General features: G+C 65.9%; 14 protein-coding genes, 1 tRNA gene and 2 rRNA genes. 8 read left to right on the top strand and 9 right to left on the bottom strand.

The window, feature by feature from the left end:
- Nucleotides 1–34 precede the first annotated feature (34 nt).
- The 3 genes from WKI94_RS02345 to WKI94_RS02335 all read right to left on the bottom strand — a co-directional run bounded on the left by WKI94_RS02345 (nucleotide 35) and on the right by WKI94_RS02335 (nucleotide 3,205).
- Nucleotides 35–110 (bottom strand) — tRNA-Gly (locus WKI94_RS02345).
- An 11-nt stretch (nucleotides 111–121) separates the two neighbouring features.
- Nucleotides 122–238: ribosomal RNA gene (rrf, locus tag WKI94_RS02340) — 5S ribosomal RNA — on the bottom strand.
- A gap of 87 nt (nucleotides 239–325) precedes the next feature.
- A 23S ribosomal RNA gene (locus tag WKI94_RS02335) occupies nucleotides 326–3,205 on the bottom strand.
- A gap of 140 nt (nucleotides 3,206–3,345) precedes the next feature.
- Between WKI94_RS02335 and WKI94_RS02330 the strand changes: the two genes are divergently transcribed.
- Entirely contained in the window at nucleotides 3,346–4,005 is a 660-nt protein-coding gene (locus WKI94_RS02330) for a PspA/IM30 family protein (protein ID WP_337844166.1), read from the top strand.
- A 173-nt stretch (nucleotides 4,006–4,178) separates the two neighbouring features.
- Here the strand turns inward: WKI94_RS02330 and WKI94_RS02325 are convergent, their stop codons facing one another.
- Nucleotides 4,179–4,379, bottom strand: coding sequence for a hypothetical protein (locus tag WKI94_RS02325; protein ID WP_337844165.1), 201 nt, complete (start codon nucleotides 4,377–4,379; stop codon nucleotides 4,179–4,181).
- A gap of 12 nt (nucleotides 4,380–4,391) precedes the next feature.
- A complete protein-coding gene (locus tag WKI94_RS02320) occupies nucleotides 4,392–5,015 on the bottom strand; it encodes a hypothetical protein (RefSeq protein ID WP_337844164.1) in 624 nt (207 codons plus the stop codon).
- Between the two features lie 23 nt (nucleotides 5,016–5,038).
- Between WKI94_RS02320 and WKI94_RS02315 the strand changes: the two genes are divergently transcribed.
- The 5 genes from WKI94_RS02315 to WKI94_RS02295 are packed head-to-tail and all read left to right on the top strand — an operon-like array spanning nucleotide 5,039 to nucleotide 8,088.
- Entirely contained in the window at nucleotides 5,039–5,761 is a 723-nt protein-coding gene (locus tag WKI94_RS02315) for a metallophosphoesterase family protein (RefSeq protein ID WP_337844163.1), read from the top strand.
- Nucleotides 5,728–6,537, top strand: a complete 810-nt coding sequence (locus WKI94_RS02310; protein ID WP_337844162.1) for a DNA polymerase III subunit delta' — start codon at nucleotides 5,728–5,730, stop codon at nucleotides 6,535–6,537. Before WKI94_RS02315 ends, WKI94_RS02310 begins: the two co-directional genes overlap by 34 nt.
- Nucleotides 6,534–7,301: a regulatory iron-sulfur-containing complex subunit RicT gene (gene ricT / locus WKI94_RS02305; RefSeq protein ID WP_337844161.1), complete on the top strand. Its 768-nt coding sequence runs from the start codon at nucleotides 6,534–6,536 to the stop codon at nucleotides 7,299–7,301. The genes WKI94_RS02310 and ricT overlap by 4 nt, the downstream gene beginning before the upstream one ends.
- Nucleotides 7,298–7,834 (top strand): flavin reductase family protein, encoded by a 537-nt coding sequence (locus tag WKI94_RS02300; RefSeq protein ID WP_337844160.1) that lies wholly within the window; start codon nucleotides 7,298–7,300, stop codon nucleotides 7,832–7,834. The genes ricT and WKI94_RS02300 overlap by 4 nt, the downstream gene beginning before the upstream one ends.
- Nucleotides 7,831–8,088, top strand: coding sequence for a hypothetical protein (locus WKI94_RS02295; RefSeq protein WP_337844159.1), 258 nt, complete (start codon nucleotides 7,831–7,833; stop codon nucleotides 8,086–8,088). The genes WKI94_RS02300 and WKI94_RS02295 overlap by 4 nt, the downstream gene beginning before the upstream one ends.
- Here WKI94_RS02295 and WKI94_RS02290 read toward each other — a convergent pair.
- Both WKI94_RS02290 and WKI94_RS02285 read right to left on the bottom strand, forming a co-directional pair.
- On the bottom strand, nucleotides 8,076–8,993 hold the full coding sequence (locus WKI94_RS02290) for an ABC transporter permease (protein WP_337844158.1): 918 nt from the start codon (nucleotides 8,991–8,993) through the stop codon (nucleotides 8,076–8,078). The two genes, WKI94_RS02295 and WKI94_RS02290, sit on opposite strands and share 13 nt — an antisense overlap.
- Nucleotides 8,990–10,819: an ABC transporter permease gene (locus WKI94_RS02285; protein ID WP_337844157.1), complete on the bottom strand. Its 1,830-nt coding sequence runs from the start codon at nucleotides 10,817–10,819 to the stop codon at nucleotides 8,990–8,992. The genes WKI94_RS02290 and WKI94_RS02285 overlap by 4 nt, the downstream gene beginning before the upstream one ends.
- Before the next feature lie 40 nt (nucleotides 10,820–10,859).
- Between WKI94_RS02285 and ubiE the strand changes: the two genes are divergently transcribed.
- Complete coding sequence (ubiE, locus tag WKI94_RS02280) at nucleotides 10,860–11,558, top strand: bifunctional demethylmenaquinone methyltransferase/2-methoxy-6-polyprenyl-1,4-benzoquinol methylase UbiE (RefSeq protein WP_337844156.1); 699 nt, start codon at nucleotides 10,860–10,862, stop codon at nucleotides 11,556–11,558.
- A gap of 102 nt (nucleotides 11,559–11,660) precedes the next feature.
- Here ubiE and WKI94_RS02275 read toward each other — a convergent pair whose 3' ends face one another.
- Both WKI94_RS02275 and WKI94_RS02270 read right to left on the bottom strand, forming a co-directional pair.
- Nucleotides 11,661–12,113, bottom strand: a complete 453-nt coding sequence (locus tag WKI94_RS02275; RefSeq protein WP_337844155.1) for an arsenate reductase ArsC — start codon at nucleotides 12,111–12,113, stop codon at nucleotides 11,661–11,663.
- A gap of 35 nt (nucleotides 12,114–12,148) precedes the next feature.
- Entirely contained in the window at nucleotides 12,149–13,831 is a 1,683-nt protein-coding gene (locus WKI94_RS02270; protein WP_337844154.1) for a M3 family oligoendopeptidase, read from the bottom strand.
- Nucleotides 13,832–13,899: 68 nt separating this feature from the next.
- Here WKI94_RS02270 and WKI94_RS02265 point away from each other — a divergent pair, with 68 nt between their 5' ends.
- Entirely contained in the window at nucleotides 13,900–14,301 is a 402-nt protein-coding gene (locus WKI94_RS02265) for a thioesterase family protein (protein ID WP_337844153.1), read from the top strand.

Genomic DNA, 14,301 nt, shown 5'->3' with positions numbered 1-14,301 from the left:
AAAGCCCCCCAGGTTTAAGCCTGGGGGGCCATGGTGGAGCGGGAGACGGGACTTGAACCCGCGACCCCGACCTTGGCAAGGTCGTGCTCTACCAACTGAGCTACTCCCGCAAAATCAAAATCCCCCGCACCGACCTACTCTCCCAGGACCTCGCGGTCCCAGTACCATCGGCGCTGGCGCGTTTCACTTCCGTGTTCGGAATGGGAACGGGTGGTTCCACGCCGCTATGGGCACGGGGGACTCTCCTCTTCTCCCTCTCAAAATCCTCGCACCACCCAAAAGGTGGCAGAAGACCTCAAAAGCTGGGGTGGCATCACTGCATCTAGGAGTCAAGACCTCGGACAATTGGAACCGGTCGGCTAAACGCCTCACGACGCTTACACCCCCGGCCCATCCACCGGGTCGTCTACCCGGGTCCTTACCGGCTTCACACCGTGGGAGGCCTCATCTCGAGGCAGGTTTCCCGCTTAGATGCTTTCAGCGGTTATCCCTCCCGCACATGGCTACCCAGCTTATGCCCCTGGAGAGACAGCTGGAAAACCAGAGGTGCGTCCCTTCCGGTCCTCTCGTACTAGGAAGAGCCCCCCTCAAGCCTCCTGCGCCCGTGGCGGATAGAGACCGAACTGTCTCACGACGTTCTGAACCCAGCTCGCGTGCCGCTTTAATGGGCGAACAGCCCAACCCTTGGGACCTTCTTCAGCCCCAGGATGCGACGAGCCGACATCGAGGTGCCAAACCTCCCCGCCGCTGTGGACGCTCGGGGGAGATCAGCCTGTTATCCCCGGGGTAACTTTTATCCGTTGATCGATGGCCCTTCCACACAGAACCACCGGTTCACTAGGCCCGGCTTTCGCCCCTGCTCGGCTTGCAAGCCTCACAGTCAGGCCCCCTTCTACCCTTGCGCTCTCCAGCGGATTTCCGTCCCGCCTGAGGGAACCTTTGGGCGCCTCCGTTACCCTTTAGGAGGCGACCACCCCAGTCAAACTGCCCGCCAAGCGCTGTCCCCCTCATCAGGGTTAGGCCCCCAGCCGCATCAGGGTGGTATTTCACCGGCGCCTCCACCGCCCCCAAAAGGACGGCTTCACAGGCTCCCACCTATCCTACGCAGATGCAACCAAGAGCCAACACCAGGCTGCAGTAAAGCTCCACGGGGTCTTTTCGTCCTGCCACGGGTAGGCCGCATCTTCACGGCCAGTTCAATTTCACCGGGTCCCTCGCCGAGACAGCGCTCCGGTCGTTACGCTTTTCGTGCAGGTCGGAACTTACCCGACAAGGAATTTCGCTACCTTAGGACCGTTATAGTTACGGCCGCCGTTCACCGGGGCTTCGGTTCAGGGCTTGCACCCCTCCCCTTGACCTTCCGGCACCGGGCAAGCGTCGCTCCCTATACCTCCTCTTACGAGTTCGCAGAGAGCTGTGTTTTTGGTAAACAGTCGCCAGAGCCTGTTCACTGCGACTCGCTCATCGCGAGCACCCCTTCTCCCGAAGTTACGGGGCTAACTTGCAAAGTTCCTTGGCGAGGGTTCTCCCGCGCGCCTTAGTGCTCTCGCACCCGCCCACCTGTGTCGGTTTCCGGTACGGGTTCCCATGGGTTACGCTTAGAGGCTTTTCTCGGCTCCCTGGCTTCAGGAGGTTCTCACCCTCACGGGCTTCCCCACCACGCAGAGCTCACGAGAGGCGGATTTCCCTACCCCTCACCCTGCGCTTCTGGCCGGGCTCAGCCATGGCTCCGGTCCCCCTAGCCTAAAGCGTCACCCCATCGCACCCATGGGAAGGGCCGGAATATTAACCGGCTGCCCTTCGGCTACGCCTCTCGGCCTCACCTTAGGCCCCGCCTAACCCTACGCTGACGACCATTGCGTAGGAACCCTTGGGCTTACGGCGACAGGGATTCCCACCCTGTTTATCGTTACTCATGCCGGCATCCGCACTTCCCTTACCTCCAGCCGCCCTCACAAACGACCTTCATCGGCATCGGGAACGCTCCCCTACCGCCTAGAGGCTCATCACCCCTAGACCCGCAGCTTCGGCGCTGGGCTTAAGCCCCGATCATTTTCGGCGCAGCACCACTCGACCAGTGAGCTATTACGCACTCTTTAAAGGATGGCTGCTTCTAAGCCAACCTCCTGGCTGTCTAAGCGGCACCACATCCTTTCCCACTTAGCCCAGACTTCGGGACCTTAGCTGGCGGTCTCGGTTGTTCCCGCGCTCGGACACGAACGTTATCGCTCGCGCCCTCACTCCCAGGCTCCACCTGAGACCCTTCGCAGTTTGACAGGGTTTGGTAGGCTGGTAGGCCCCCTAGCCCTATCAGCGCTCTACAGGCCCCAGTCAGCACCTGAGGCTGACCCTAAAGTCATTTCGGGGAGAACCAGCTATCTCCGGGTTCGGTTAGCTTTTCACTCCTAACCCCAGCTCATCCGAGGGGTTTGCATCCCCCACCGGTTCGGCCCTCCACTGGGTCTCACCCCAGCTTCAGCCTGGCCAGGGCTAGCTCACCCGGTTTCGGGTCCACGACCGCAGACTAAACGCCCTATTCGGACTCGGTTTCCCTACGCCTCCGCCTCCACAGCTTAAGCTCGCCTGCGATCGTGAGTCGCCGGCTCATGCTTCAATAGGCACGCCGCAACCCCACAAAAAGGCCGCGACTGCTTGTAAGCCCACGGTTTCAGGCTCTATTTCACTCCCCTCCCGGGGTTCTTTTCACCTTTCCCTCACGGTACTGGTCCACTATCGGTCACCCGGAGTACTTAGCCTTAGGCGGTGGTCCGCCCAGATTCCCCCATGGCTCCACGAACCACAGGGTACTCGGGTACCCTCACCTATCCCTACACCTTCCGCCTACGGGGCTTTCACCCTCTTCGGCGCTGCTTCCCAACAGCTTCGGCTAGGCTCAGGATTCGGCTTAACAAGGGCCCCACTACCCCGCCCGGTTAAACCAGGCGGTTTAGGCTAGTCCCCTTTCGCTCGCCGCTACTCAGGGAGTCGATCTCTCTTTCCTCTCCTCTGGGTACTGAGATGTTTCAGTTCCCCAGGTTCCCCCCGCCAAAAAGCGGTGGCCCGTGTTCCCACAGGCCGGGTTCCCCCATTCGGACATCCAGGGATCCACGCTCGCTACCAGCTCCCCCTGGCTTATCGCAGGTAGCCACGTCCTTCATCGGCTTGGGTGCCAAGGCATCCACCGTGGGCCCTTAGCATCTTGACCCCCAAAGAGCTACCTCACGTAGCCCCTTGACTACCTATCCACCCCAGCTTTCAAGATCCCCCGCCACCCCTCCGGGCAGCGCAAATAAAAACCTACCACCCACACCACCAGCTGTCAAGGGGGTGTGGCATACTGAGGGCATGAACCTTCTAGACCGGATCGGCCGGCTCATCCGGGCCAACCTGAACGAGCTTTTGCGGCGGGCGGAAGACCCGGAGAAGATCATTGAGGAAGCCCTTCGGGAGATGAAGGAGGCCCTTCGCGAAGCCCGGCGCAGCGTGGCCGAGGCCATGGCGGAGGAGAAGCGGCTCACGAGAGAACGGGAAAGCCACCTGAAAGAGACGGCGCTTTGGGAGGAGAAGGCCAAAGAAGCCCTGATGGCCGGTCGGGAGGACCTCGCCCGGGAGGCCCTGAGGCGGAAGAAGCGGGCCCTGGACTTGGCCGAGGGGTTTTGGGTCCAAGGGGAGGAGCAAAGGGCCCTGGTGGAGCGGCTCGTGACCCAGCTCAAGGCCCTCGAGGCCAAGATTGAGGAAGCGGAGGCCCGAAAGAAACTCCTCATCGCCCGCAAGCGGGGCGTGGAGGCCGCGGAGGCGGTGCGGCGCATGGAGTCCCGCCTGGAGGGGCATCCGGCCCTCGAGGCCTTTGAGGAGATGGAGGCCCGCATCCTAGCCATGGAGGATCGGCACGAGGCCCTGAAGGAGCTGGACGGGGCCGATTTGGAAAAGGAGCTCGCCGCCCTCTCGGCGGAGAAGGCGGTGGAGGAGGAGCTTAGGCGGCTTAAGGAGGAGCTTGGCAGATAGGGAAAGCCCCCCAATACCCCACCAAAGCTTTCCTAGGTGTGGGCCAAAGAAAAGGGGCTAGGGTAGCCTGACGGCCGACCCAGCGCACCTTCCCCTCAGGCCCTGTGAAGGCTTTGCGGTGCAGGGGCGCTTAACCTCAGCCCTCAAACGCCACGGGGGCTTTCCCTGGCGGCTTAAAGAAGGTGGTAGGCTTTGCCCAGCCAGAGCATCAGGGCCACGGTGGATGCGGAGAGGACAATAAGGAGGAGCATAAAGAAGATAAACCGCAGGTCAAAGGTCTCCCCCTCCGTGGTGAGCACCCGGGGGTTCAGGATGAGGTAAAAAAGCAGGGTCACCAGGGCCGCACCCAAGGCAAAAAACGCGATGTACGCCATCTCTCCCTCCCTTCACCAGAGGCGCAAGAGGGCCTCCAGGTTCGCCCTTAAGTTTACCAACCCTACCCCGTAGGTGGGAACCCCCAGGGCCCACCCCACCGCCCCCCAGTATGGGCCGGGCTCCTCCGGCAGGTCCACGGGGGGCTTTTCCGTGCGCCAGGGGGGGTAGAGCCGGCGTTCTTGGTACACGAGGCCCGTGGGGGCCTCCACCTGGAGGGAAAGGGGCTCTCCTTCCGCCTCTAGGGGCCGCCACCCCTCCTCCGTCTCCTTGCCCCCGGGGAAGGAAAGGCCAAGGCCTTCGCCGGGAAAGGCCAAAAGAAGGCGCTGGGGGCGGAACTGGACCAGGAGGTGGGCCAAGGGGGCCGCCGCGGGGCCGGAGAGGGGGCGGCCCTCCAGGGTGCGGGAAAGGGGGGAGGGGTCCAGGGCCAAGAGGATCCGGCCGCGGAAGGTGAGGCCGTTTAGGGCCTGGAGCACCGGGAGGGCCTCCTGGTATGGGGCGTGGAGGAGGACCGTCCCCCCGCCCCGGCCGCCCTCCAGGTAGGCGAAGAGGGTGCCGAAGGGGTCCAGGCCAGCCCGCACGTGCTCCGAGAGGACCTCGAGGTCCACGTAAAGCCTCTCCAGAAGGGGCCCCATCATGGCCTCATGGTATCCTAAGCCCGGTGCGCTACCTGGTCCTCTCCGATATCCACGGGAACTGGTCTGCCCTGGAAGCGGTCCTGAAGGCTGCCCCTTCCTTTGACCGGGTCCTCTTCCTGGGGGACGCGGTGGGCTACTATCCGGATGGGGACCGGGTGCTGGACTTCCTCCTGGAGGTGGGGGCGGAAGGCGTTTTGGGCAACCACGACGCTTGGCTGTTGGCCCTGGACCAACTGCCCGTGGAGGGGCCGGTGCTGGAGATCCTGGCCTGGCAGAGAAGGCGGCTTTCCCGCCGCCACCTGGAGTACCTCGCCAGCTGGCCCTGGCAGAAGGAGGTGGAGGGGGCGCTTCTGGTGCACGGGAGCCCCTGCGACCCCTTCATCTACCTGGACGACCTCGCCCCCGCCCGGGAGGCCTTCGCCTGCACGGAGAAGGCCCTGGTCTTCCATGGCCACACCCACCTGGCAGGGGCCTTCTTGGCCCTGGAGGGTCCCAGGCCTTGGGTGCGCCACCAGGCCTTTCCCCAAGGGGGCGAGCTCCTCCTTTCCCCCAAGGTGCGGGCCCTGGCAAACCCGGGCTCCGTGGGCCAGCCCCGGGACGGGGTGCCGGGAGCGGCCTTTCTCCTTTGGGAGGGGAACCGGCTGGCGTTTTACCGGGTGGACTACCCCCTGGACCAAGTGGAAGCTAGGCTCCTGGAAGAGGGATTCCCACTATGGCTTCTGGAGCGGCTCAAGGTGGGGCAATAATCGGCCACGAGGCCATCCTGGCCCTTCTGCCCAAGCTTTCCGCCTCCACGCTGCTCTTCACGGGCCCCGAGGGGGTGGGGCGGCGCACCGTGGCCCGGTGGTACGCCCTGGGCCTGAACCTGGGCTTTCCCCCCCCTTTCCCCTTCGAGCACCCCGACCTCTTGGAGATCGCCCCCAAGGGAAAGGCCCTCCGGGGGCGGGCAGAGATCCCTTTGGAGGAGGTGGAGCCCCTTTTCGCCTGGCTCTCCACCCACCCCCGGGGCCAGGCCAAGGTGGCGGTCCTGGACGGCGCCCACCTCCTCACCCCTGCCGCGGCCAACGCCCTTTTGAAGCTTCTGGAAGAGCCCCCGGCCTACGCCCGCCTGATCCTCATCACCCCTAGCCGCGACACCCTCTTCCCCACCCTGGCCAGCCGGGCGGTGGAGGTGGCCTTCTCCCCCGTGCCCGAGGAAAAGATGAGGGTCCTCACGGAGGACCCGGAGCTTTTGGCCTACGCCATGGGGGCCCCGGGACGGCTCTTCAGGGCCCTTTCCGACCTCCAGGCCTTCCGGGGGCGGATGGGAAAGGCCAAGGCCCTCCTCAAGGCGGGATCCCTGGAAAGGCTAAGCCTCCTCAAGGAGCTCCTGGCGGAAGAGGAGGGGTTCCAGGCCCTCTACGCCCTCCTTAAGGAAAGGCCTGAACGCCTCCTCCCCCTCTTCCGGGCCCAGGAGGCCCTGGAGCGCTACGTAAGCCCGGACCTGGTCCTGGCCCGCCTCGCTTTAGACTTAGGGCTATGACCGTGGGCGTCCGCTTCCGCACCCCCACCCTCCGCTACTTCCGCTTCCAGGGGGAGCCGCCCCCTTTGGACAGCTTCGTGGTGGTGCGCACCCCCCGGGGCCTCGAGGTGGGCAAGGTGCGCACCCCCCCGAGGAAGGCCCCCGAGGCCGGGGAGGTGGTGCGCCTGGCCAGCAAGGAGGACCTGGACCGGGCGGCGAGGCTTAGGGCCAAGGGGGAGGAGATCCTCTTCTACCTCCGGGCGCGGCTTAAGGAGGAAGGCGTACAGGCCAAGGTCCTGGGGTGCGACCTCACCCTGGACGGCCGCCACCTCCTGGTCCACTACGCCGCCAGCGAGCGGGTGAACCTCAGGCCCTTTGGGGCGGAGCTCGCCCGAACCTTCGGCCTCAGGGTGGAGTTCCAGGCGGAAGGCCCCAGGGAGGAGGCGGGCTATCTGGGCACCTTGGGGGCTTGCGGGATGGAGTCCTGCTGCTCCACCTGGCTCCAGGGCTTCGCCCCGGTGTCCATCCGCATGGCCCGGGACCAGCAACTTCCCCTCTCCCCGGATAAGATCTCCGGCCCCTGCGGCCGCCTCCTCTGCTGCCTGGCCTACGAGCACCCCGTGTACCAGGAGCTCCTAAAGGAGCTCCCAAAGAAAAACGCCCGCGCCTGCACCCGCGAAGGGGTCTGCGGCAAGGTGCAGAAGGTAAACCCCCTTAAGGGCACGGTGGAACTCCTGCTGGAGGAGGGGAAGATCCTGGAGGTGCCCAAGGAGGAGCTGGAATGAGGTCCCACCGGACACAAGGCCCCCTCCCCACCTTCTACCACTTCTACCCCGGGGTCCCAGCGGTGGTGGGGGTGCGCCTGGGGGAACGGGTAAACTTCTGCCCCGCGGTGTGGAACACCGGGCTTTCCGCCGACCCGCCCCTCTTCGGCGTGGCCCTAAGCCCCAAGCGCTTCACCCATGGCCTCCTCCTGGAGGCAAGGCGCTATAGCGCGAGCTTCCACCCCCACACCCAAGCCCCCTTGGTGCAGCACCTGGGAAGCGTCTCCGGGCGGGAGGTGTACAAGGGGAAAACCCCCCACTTCCTGGGCCACACGGGCGTGCCCATCCTGGAAGGGGCCTACGCGGCCTACGAGCTGGAGCTCCTTGCCGTCCACTCCTTCGGCGACCACGACCTCTTCGTGGGCCGGGTGGTGGCGGTGTGGGAGGAGGAGGGCCTCCTGGACGAGGCGGGAAGGCCTAGGCCCGGCCTCGCCCTCCTCTACTACGGCCGGGGGCTTTACGGCCGCCCAGCGGAGGAGGCCTTCCGGCCGTGACCCAGGCCGAGGCCTTTGGCAGAAGGGTGCGCCGCCTGGCCCTGAACCGGCAGGGCACGGAGGCCCAGGTCTTCTTGGAGGAAGGCTTTTTGTACCTCCGGTCGGACGGCTTCGCCCGCTTCGCCCAAGGGGAGGGGGAGGAAACCCTTATGGGCTTCGCCCTCCTAAGGGGCGGGGTGGAGCTGCGCTTTAGGGACGGGAGCGTCCTCCGCCTCCTCTACCGCTTGGGCCGCCTGAAGGCTTACTTCTCGTAGGGCTTGCCCACAGCCCCGGGCGGGCGGCTCCGGCCCATGAACCCCGCCAAGACCAGGATGGTGACCACGTAGGGAAAGGCCTGGACCAAGACCGCGGGGAGGATGTCCGTGCCCTGGAGCTGGATGGCAAGAGCGCTGGCAAAGCCAAAAAGGAGGGTGGAAAAGAGGATGCCCACCGGGTGCCACTTGCCAAAGATCATGGCCGCCAGGGCGATGAAGCCCATCCCCGCGGACATGCCCCGCACGAACTGGTTGAGGAAGCCGATGGAAAGGTAGGCCCCGGCAAGCCCCGCCAAGACCCCGGAGAGGACCACCCCCAGGTAGCGCATGCGGTGGACGTTCACCCCCAGGGTGTCCGCGGCCTCCGGGTATTCCCCCACCGCCCTAAGGCGCAGGCCCCAGGGGGTTTTGAAGAGAAGCCACCAGCTTAAGGGCACCAGGAGGAAGGCCAAGTAGACCAGGGGGGACAGGGCGAAGCCCTCAGGGCCCCAGAGGGGTAGGCGGCTTTGCACCTCCTTGGAGCTGGTGGCGTTGCCGTACAGGTAGGTGAGGACCAGGCTCGGCGCCCCCAGGGCCAGGAGGTTGAGGGCCGTGCCGCTCACGATCTGGTCCGCCCGGTAGCGGATGGAGACCACCGCATGCACCCAGGCCACCAGCGCCCCCACCACCATGGCCACCAGCACCCCCGCCCAGGGCAACCAAGGGGCGGGGCCCAAGGAGGCTTCCATCCTTTCCACGAACACCGCCGCGGACAGGGCCCCGAAGAGGATGATGCCCTCCAGGGCGATGTTCACCACCCCACTCCGCTCGGAGAACATCCCCCCTAGGGCGGTGAGGAGGAGGGGCGTGGTCTGGCGCAGGGTGGAAAGGAGGAGGGCCAGGAAGAAGGCCGCGTCCAGGTTCACCGCGCCCCCTCCTTTCCGGCCTCCTGGGCCTTGAGCTCCACCTCTGCCGCCCTTAAGGGGTCGGTGAAGTAACGGGGGAGGAAGCCGCCGGCGGCGATGAAGAGGACGATGAGGGCCTGAAGCACCGCCACCAGCTCCCGGCTGATGCCGAGCTGGAGGTTCACCTGAAGCCCCCCTGTGAGGAGGATGCCGAAAAGCCAGGCGGCAAGCCCCACCCCAAGGGGGGTGTTCTGGCCCATGAGGGCCACGGCGATGCCGTCAAACCCCACGCTATAGGGGAGGGACTGCTTGAGGCGGTACTCGTCAATCCCCCCGCCCAGGACGTAGTGGGTGGCGGCCAGGCCCGCCAGGACCCCGGAAAGGAAGAGGATGGCCACGATTTTCCGCCTCGAGGGCACCCCCGCGTACTCCGCCGCCTTGGGGGCAAGGCCCAAGGCCCGAAGCTCATACCCCCCCACGCTGCGGAAGACGTAAAAGTGGAAGAAGGCCAGGGCTAAGAGGGCCAGGAGGAAGCTTCCGTTGAGCCGCACGGAGGTGAGCTCTCCCCCCAAGGCCACCTTTGGCCCGGGGAGAAGCCCCCCTAGGAGGTAGCCCAGGACGAGCCCCAAAAGCCCGAAAAGAACCCGGTACCCAAGCCTTTGCCGCACCAGGAAGTACCCCAGAAGGCCAAGAAGAAGGGCCAAGGGCAGGGCAAAGGAGAGCTCCCCTCCAGGGGCCAAAAGGTCCGTCCAGAGGGGGATGCGGGCCTCGGGGCGGATCTCGTAGCTCCTCGCCTCGTACCCCAGGTACTTGAAGGGGAGGTAAACGGGCTGGCCAAAGAAGCGGTACTCGTTGGTGGAGATGAGGAAGAGGAAAAGGCTTGCGGCCACGTAGTTCAGCATGATGGTGTTGATGACCTCGTGGGCTCCGAAGCGGGCCTTGAGCCAGCCGGGCAGGGCCCCCCAAAGCCCTCCGGCTAGGGCCGTGGCCAGGATGGCTAGGGGCAGGACCAGCCAGCGGGGCCCAGGCAGGTACACCCCCACCAGCATGGCGGCGATGGCCCCTAGGATAAGCTGCCCCGGGGCACCGATGTTGAAAAGCCCTCCCCTGAACCCCAGGGCCACCGCCAGGCCGGTGAAGATCAGGGGCGTGGCCAGAAGGAGGCTCTGCAGGAAGCCGGGGAGGCTCACCAGGGGGCTGAAGAGGAGCTGGTAGGTGTAGGCGATGAGGTCCAGCTTGAGCATCAAAGCCTCCCTCAAGCCCCTCGCCTCCCCCGGACTTTCCCGGATGAGGGCCACGATGATCCCGCCCGCCAGCACGGCCAGGAGGAGGGAGAAGAGGGGCACCACCGCCCCCCGGCGCCGCACCAGGAAGGCCACCCCCCCCGGGGCCCGAAGCCGTCCCAAAAGGAGAAGGTAGAGGCTAAAGGCCAGGGTAGCGTAGCCGGCAAGGCCTAGGCTGTGGCGCCTTAGGGGTGGGGTTTCCCCCTGGGCCAGGGCGGGGGCGTTGGTGGCCGAAACGCTCCCGTAGAACAAGAAGGCCAAAAGGAGGAAAAGCCCAAGCCCCACCCCCCCTAGGAGGTAAAGCCTCTTAGGGGAGGCCCGGAAGCCCAGGAGGAGGGTGAGGAGGAGCCAGGCGGAGGCCAGGTAGAAGTAGGGGAAAAGCCAGGCATCCCGGTAACCCTGGGGAAGGCTCCCCAGGGGCAGGTGGTGCCCGAAGGGGTTCAGAAGCACCCCCTCTCCGCCAAAGAGTCGGTGGGGCACAGCCCAAGGGGCCAGGTACCAGAGCAACGCGGTGAGGAGGCCCCCCAAGAGGACCAGCACCCCCACAGGGCGATCGGTCAACACGCCCAGGATTCTACCCCATCCCCCGGGGTAGACTTGAGGGGTGGCACCTGAGGAAAAGGCCCAGAGGGTGCGGCGGATGTTCTCCGAGATCGCGCCCCGCTACGACCTCCTGAACCGGCTCCTCTCCTTGGGGGCGGACCTCTCCTGGCGCAGGCGGGCGGTGGCCCTGGCCTTGGAAGGGCGCCCCCGGCGCATCCTGGACCTGGCCACGGGCACGGGGGACCTGGCCCTTCTCCTAAAGGAAGGGGCCCCCGAGGCCCAGGTGGTGGGGGCGGACTTCGCCCCGCCCATGCTGGCCCTGGCCCGGAAGAAAGCGGAGGTGCGGGGGGTGGAGGTGGATTTCCTCGAGGCCGACGCCCTGGCTCTCCCCTTCCCCGACGCCTCCTTTGATGCGGTGACCGTCGCCTTCGGCTTCCGCAACTTTGCAGACTACCAAAGGGCCCTCCACGAGATCCACCGGGTCCTGGCCCCTGGAGGAAGGCTCGTCCTCCTGGAGTTCCCCCCGCCCCCCAAGGGGGCCTTCGGCCTGGTCTACCGCCTTTACTTTGGGAAGATCCTCCCCTTCATCGGCGGCCTGATCTCGGGGAGCTTCGGCGCCTACCGGTACCTGCCGGAAAGCGTGGAGGCCTTCCCACCCCCTGAGGCCCTGAAGGCCCTCATGGAGGAGGTAGGGTTCAGGGTGCGCTACGAGCTCCTCACCTTTGGGGTGGCGGCGATCCACGTGGGGGACAAGGGCTAAGCGCCTCGGCATGGAGAAATCCCCAAGGGGACTCGGAGGAAAGGGGGGCCAAGGCTAGACCCCTTTTGAGGGGCCCCGCCCAGGAAAGCTTCGGCGGGGTATCTAAAGCCCCGCCGACCGGGCCAGCTCCTCATCGGAAGGCACCCGGCCTTCCTTCAGGGCCTCCACCAGGAAGAGGCTCATCCGCCCCAGGGCATCCCGTACCCGGCGCCACTCGGAGAGGGGCCTCCCCGAGGGGTCGGGGAAGGAGACGTGGCGCTTTAGAGTCTTCTTGGGGTAGGCGGGGCAGGCCTCCTTGGCCTGGTCGCAGACCGTGAGGACCAGGCCGAAGTTCCAGGGGTCCGGCACCTCAAGAAGGGTCTTGGAGGTGTGGCCAAGGAGGTCCAGCCCCACCTCGGCCATGACCCTCTTGGCCTCCTCCTTGACGAAGGTCTTCTCCGTACCTGCCGAGTGGACCTCCAGATCCACCCCAAGAAGGCGGGCATGGTGGCGGAGCCAGGCCTCGGCCATCTGGCTGCGGGCGGAGTTGTGGGTGCAAAGAACGAGGAGGCGCATCCTTCTAAGCTTAGAGCCTTCCCGTCAAGAGAGGGTCAGACCATCCTGCTGAGAAGCTCCACCTTCTCCTCCAGGACCCCCAGGGCCTTCCGCCAGAAGGCGGGGCTTTCTAGGTCAAAGCCGAAGCGGGCGGCAAGCTCCTTGGCGGGGTACATCCCCGAGGCGGCAAGGAGCTCCTCGTAGCGCTCGGAGAAAGTGGGGTCCTCCTGGGCCTCGCGGTAGACCGCAAGGCCGAAGAGGAGGCCGAAGGTGTAGGGGTAGTTGTAGAAGTCTGCGCCGTAGTAGTGCCCCTTCACCGCCCACATGTAGGGGTGGAAGGTGGCAAGGGCCTCCCCGTAGGCCTCCTTCTGGGCCCTAAGCATCAGCTCCTTGAACTCCCTGGGGGAAAGCTCCCGGGCGCGCCGGGCCTCAAAGACCCAGGACTCAAAGAGGAAGCGGCTGTAGATGTCCACCACCACCTGGGCCGCCCCCTGGAGGTAGGCGTCCAGGATGAGGCGGGCCTCCTCCGGCCTCACCTCCTTCAAGGCCGCCTCCACCACCAGGGTCTCGTTCATGATGCTGGCGGTCTCGGCCAGGGTCATGGGCACTTCCCGGAGGCTTGCGGGCACCTGGGCCAGGGCGAAGTTGTGGTAGGCGTGGCCGAGCTCGTGGGCCAGGGTGGAGAGGGATTCAAAGCTCTCCTCGTAGTTGGCCAGGATAAGGCTCTTGCCCCCGCCCCGCGGCATGCAGTAGGCCCCGCCCACCTTCCCCCTTCGGGGAAGGAGGTCCATCCAGCGCTCCAGGAAGGCCAGCTCCGCCACGCGGGCGGCGTTGGGGAAGGCGGAAAGCTTCTCCTTGAGGAAGCTTTGGGCCTCCTCCAGCGTCCAGCGCCGCCCCTCCCCCAGGGGGGCGAAGAGGTCCCACCAGTCCAGCCTTTCCTTCCCAAGCCCCTTGGCCTTCAGGGCGAAGTAGCGGCGGAAGAGGGGAAGGCTTTCCTTCACCGCCTCCAGCAAGGCGGAAAGGGCCCGCCGCGTGATGCGGTTGGCGAGGAGGGTGGGCTCGAGGTCGTCCCGGAAGGCCCGGCGGCGGTTCAGGACCGAGGCCTCCCCCTTCACCCCGTTCATGGCGAAGGTCAAGGGGACCTCGTGCAGGGCCCAGGCCTTAAGCTCCGCTTCATAAGCCTTTTTCCGCACCTCCTCCTCGGGGCGGAAGTAGAGGTTGCGCACCTGGGTGATGGGGAGTTCCTCCCCGTCCACCTGAGCAGTGATCTGGCTGGTGAGGCTCTCGTGGAGCTTGCCCCAGGCCTCCCGGCCCGAGAGGGAAAGCTCCGCGGCCAGGGTCTCTTCGCCCTCGGGCATGAGGTGGAGGGCCTGGAGGCGGGCCTCCTCCACCAGGATGCGGTAGGGCCCGGCCTCCTCGGGGTCCTCTAGGGCCAGACGGCGGGTGAGGCGGGGGGCGAGGCGCTTTAGGTCCAGGAGGAGGACCTGGAACTCGGAAAGCTTGGCGGAGGCGGCCTCGTCCGCCGTGTCCGCGGTGAAGCGGGCGTAAAGGTAGGCCTGAAGAGGGGTGGCCTCCTCGTAAATCCCGTCCAGGGCAGCCAAGACCTCTGCCAGGGGAGCCCCCTTCTCCAAAAGGGCCCCAAGGGCCCCGATCCGGCCCCTTAGCCCCTCCCAGGCCTTTCGGAACTCGGGGCTTTCCAGGCTGGGGAAGAGGGGGGTAAGGTCCCAGGTGGTTTCCATGACCCCAGTATACTGACCCGGCGGTCAGCCTTTAGGGGAAGGAGTTAGACCTGGTATAGTTTTAGCCTATGGAAGGCTTCCCCGTGGTGGTGCACGTGGACGTGCGTTTCCGCGACCTGGACCCCTTGGGCCACGTGAACAACGCCGTCCATCTCTCCTACATGGAGCTGGCCCGCATCCGCTACTTCCAGAGGATCTCCCCCGACTGGCTCCAGGAAGGCCACTTCGTGGTGGCCCGCATGGAGGTGGACTACCTCAGGCCCATCTACCTGGAGGACGAGGTGCGGGTGGGGGCCAAGGTGGTGGGAATTGGGCGGTCCAGCCTCAAGATGGAGCACCTCATCCTGGCCGGGGGCGAGCCCGCCGCCCGGGGGCTTTCCGTCTTGGTCTGGCTGGACGAAGGGCGGCCTGCCCCCCTTCCCGAGGCGGTGCGGCGGCGGATTGAGGAGGTGGAGGGCCGCTCCTTCTGA

The organism is Thermus sp., assembly GCF_037444525.1.
GTDB lineage: Bacteria > Deinococcota > Deinococci > Deinococcales > Thermaceae > Thermus.
This window is presented reverse-complemented; position numbering and strand designations above follow the sequence as displayed.

Bases quoted from the DNA above. Each gene is read 5' to 3' on its own strand.
- WKI94_RS02265 (WP_337844153.1), top strand. From the start codon at position 13,900: ATGGAAGGCTTCCCCGTGGTGGTGCACGTGGACGTGCGTTTCCGCGAC.
- WKI94_RS02270 (WP_337844154.1), bottom strand. From the start codon at position 13,831: ATGGAAACCACCTGGGACCTTACCCCCCTCTTCCCCAGCCTGGAAAGC.
- WKI94_RS02310 (WP_337844162.1), top strand. From the start codon at position 5,728: ATGGCTTCTGGAGCGGCTCAAGGTGGGGCAATAATCGGCCACGAGGCC.
- WKI94_RS02300 (WP_337844160.1), top strand. From the start codon at position 7,298: ATGAGGTCCCACCGGACACAAGGCCCCCTCCCCACCTTCTACCACTTC.
- WKI94_RS02325 (WP_337844165.1), bottom strand. From the start codon at position 4,379: ATGGCGTACATCGCGTTTTTTGCCTTGGGTGCGGCCCTGGTGACCCTG.
- WKI94_RS02275 (WP_337844155.1), bottom strand. From the start codon at position 12,113: ATGCGCCTCCTCGTTCTTTGCACCCACAACTCCGCCCGCAGCCAGATG.
- WKI94_RS02330 (WP_337844166.1), top strand. From the start codon at position 3,346: ATGAACCTTCTAGACCGGATCGGCCGGCTCATCCGGGCCAACCTGAAC.
- WKI94_RS02320 (WP_337844164.1), bottom strand. From the start codon at position 5,015: ATGATGGGGCCCCTTCTGGAGAGGCTTTACGTGGACCTCGAGGTCCTC.
- ricT (WP_337844161.1), top strand. From the start codon at position 6,534: ATGACCGTGGGCGTCCGCTTCCGCACCCCCACCCTCCGCTACTTCCGC.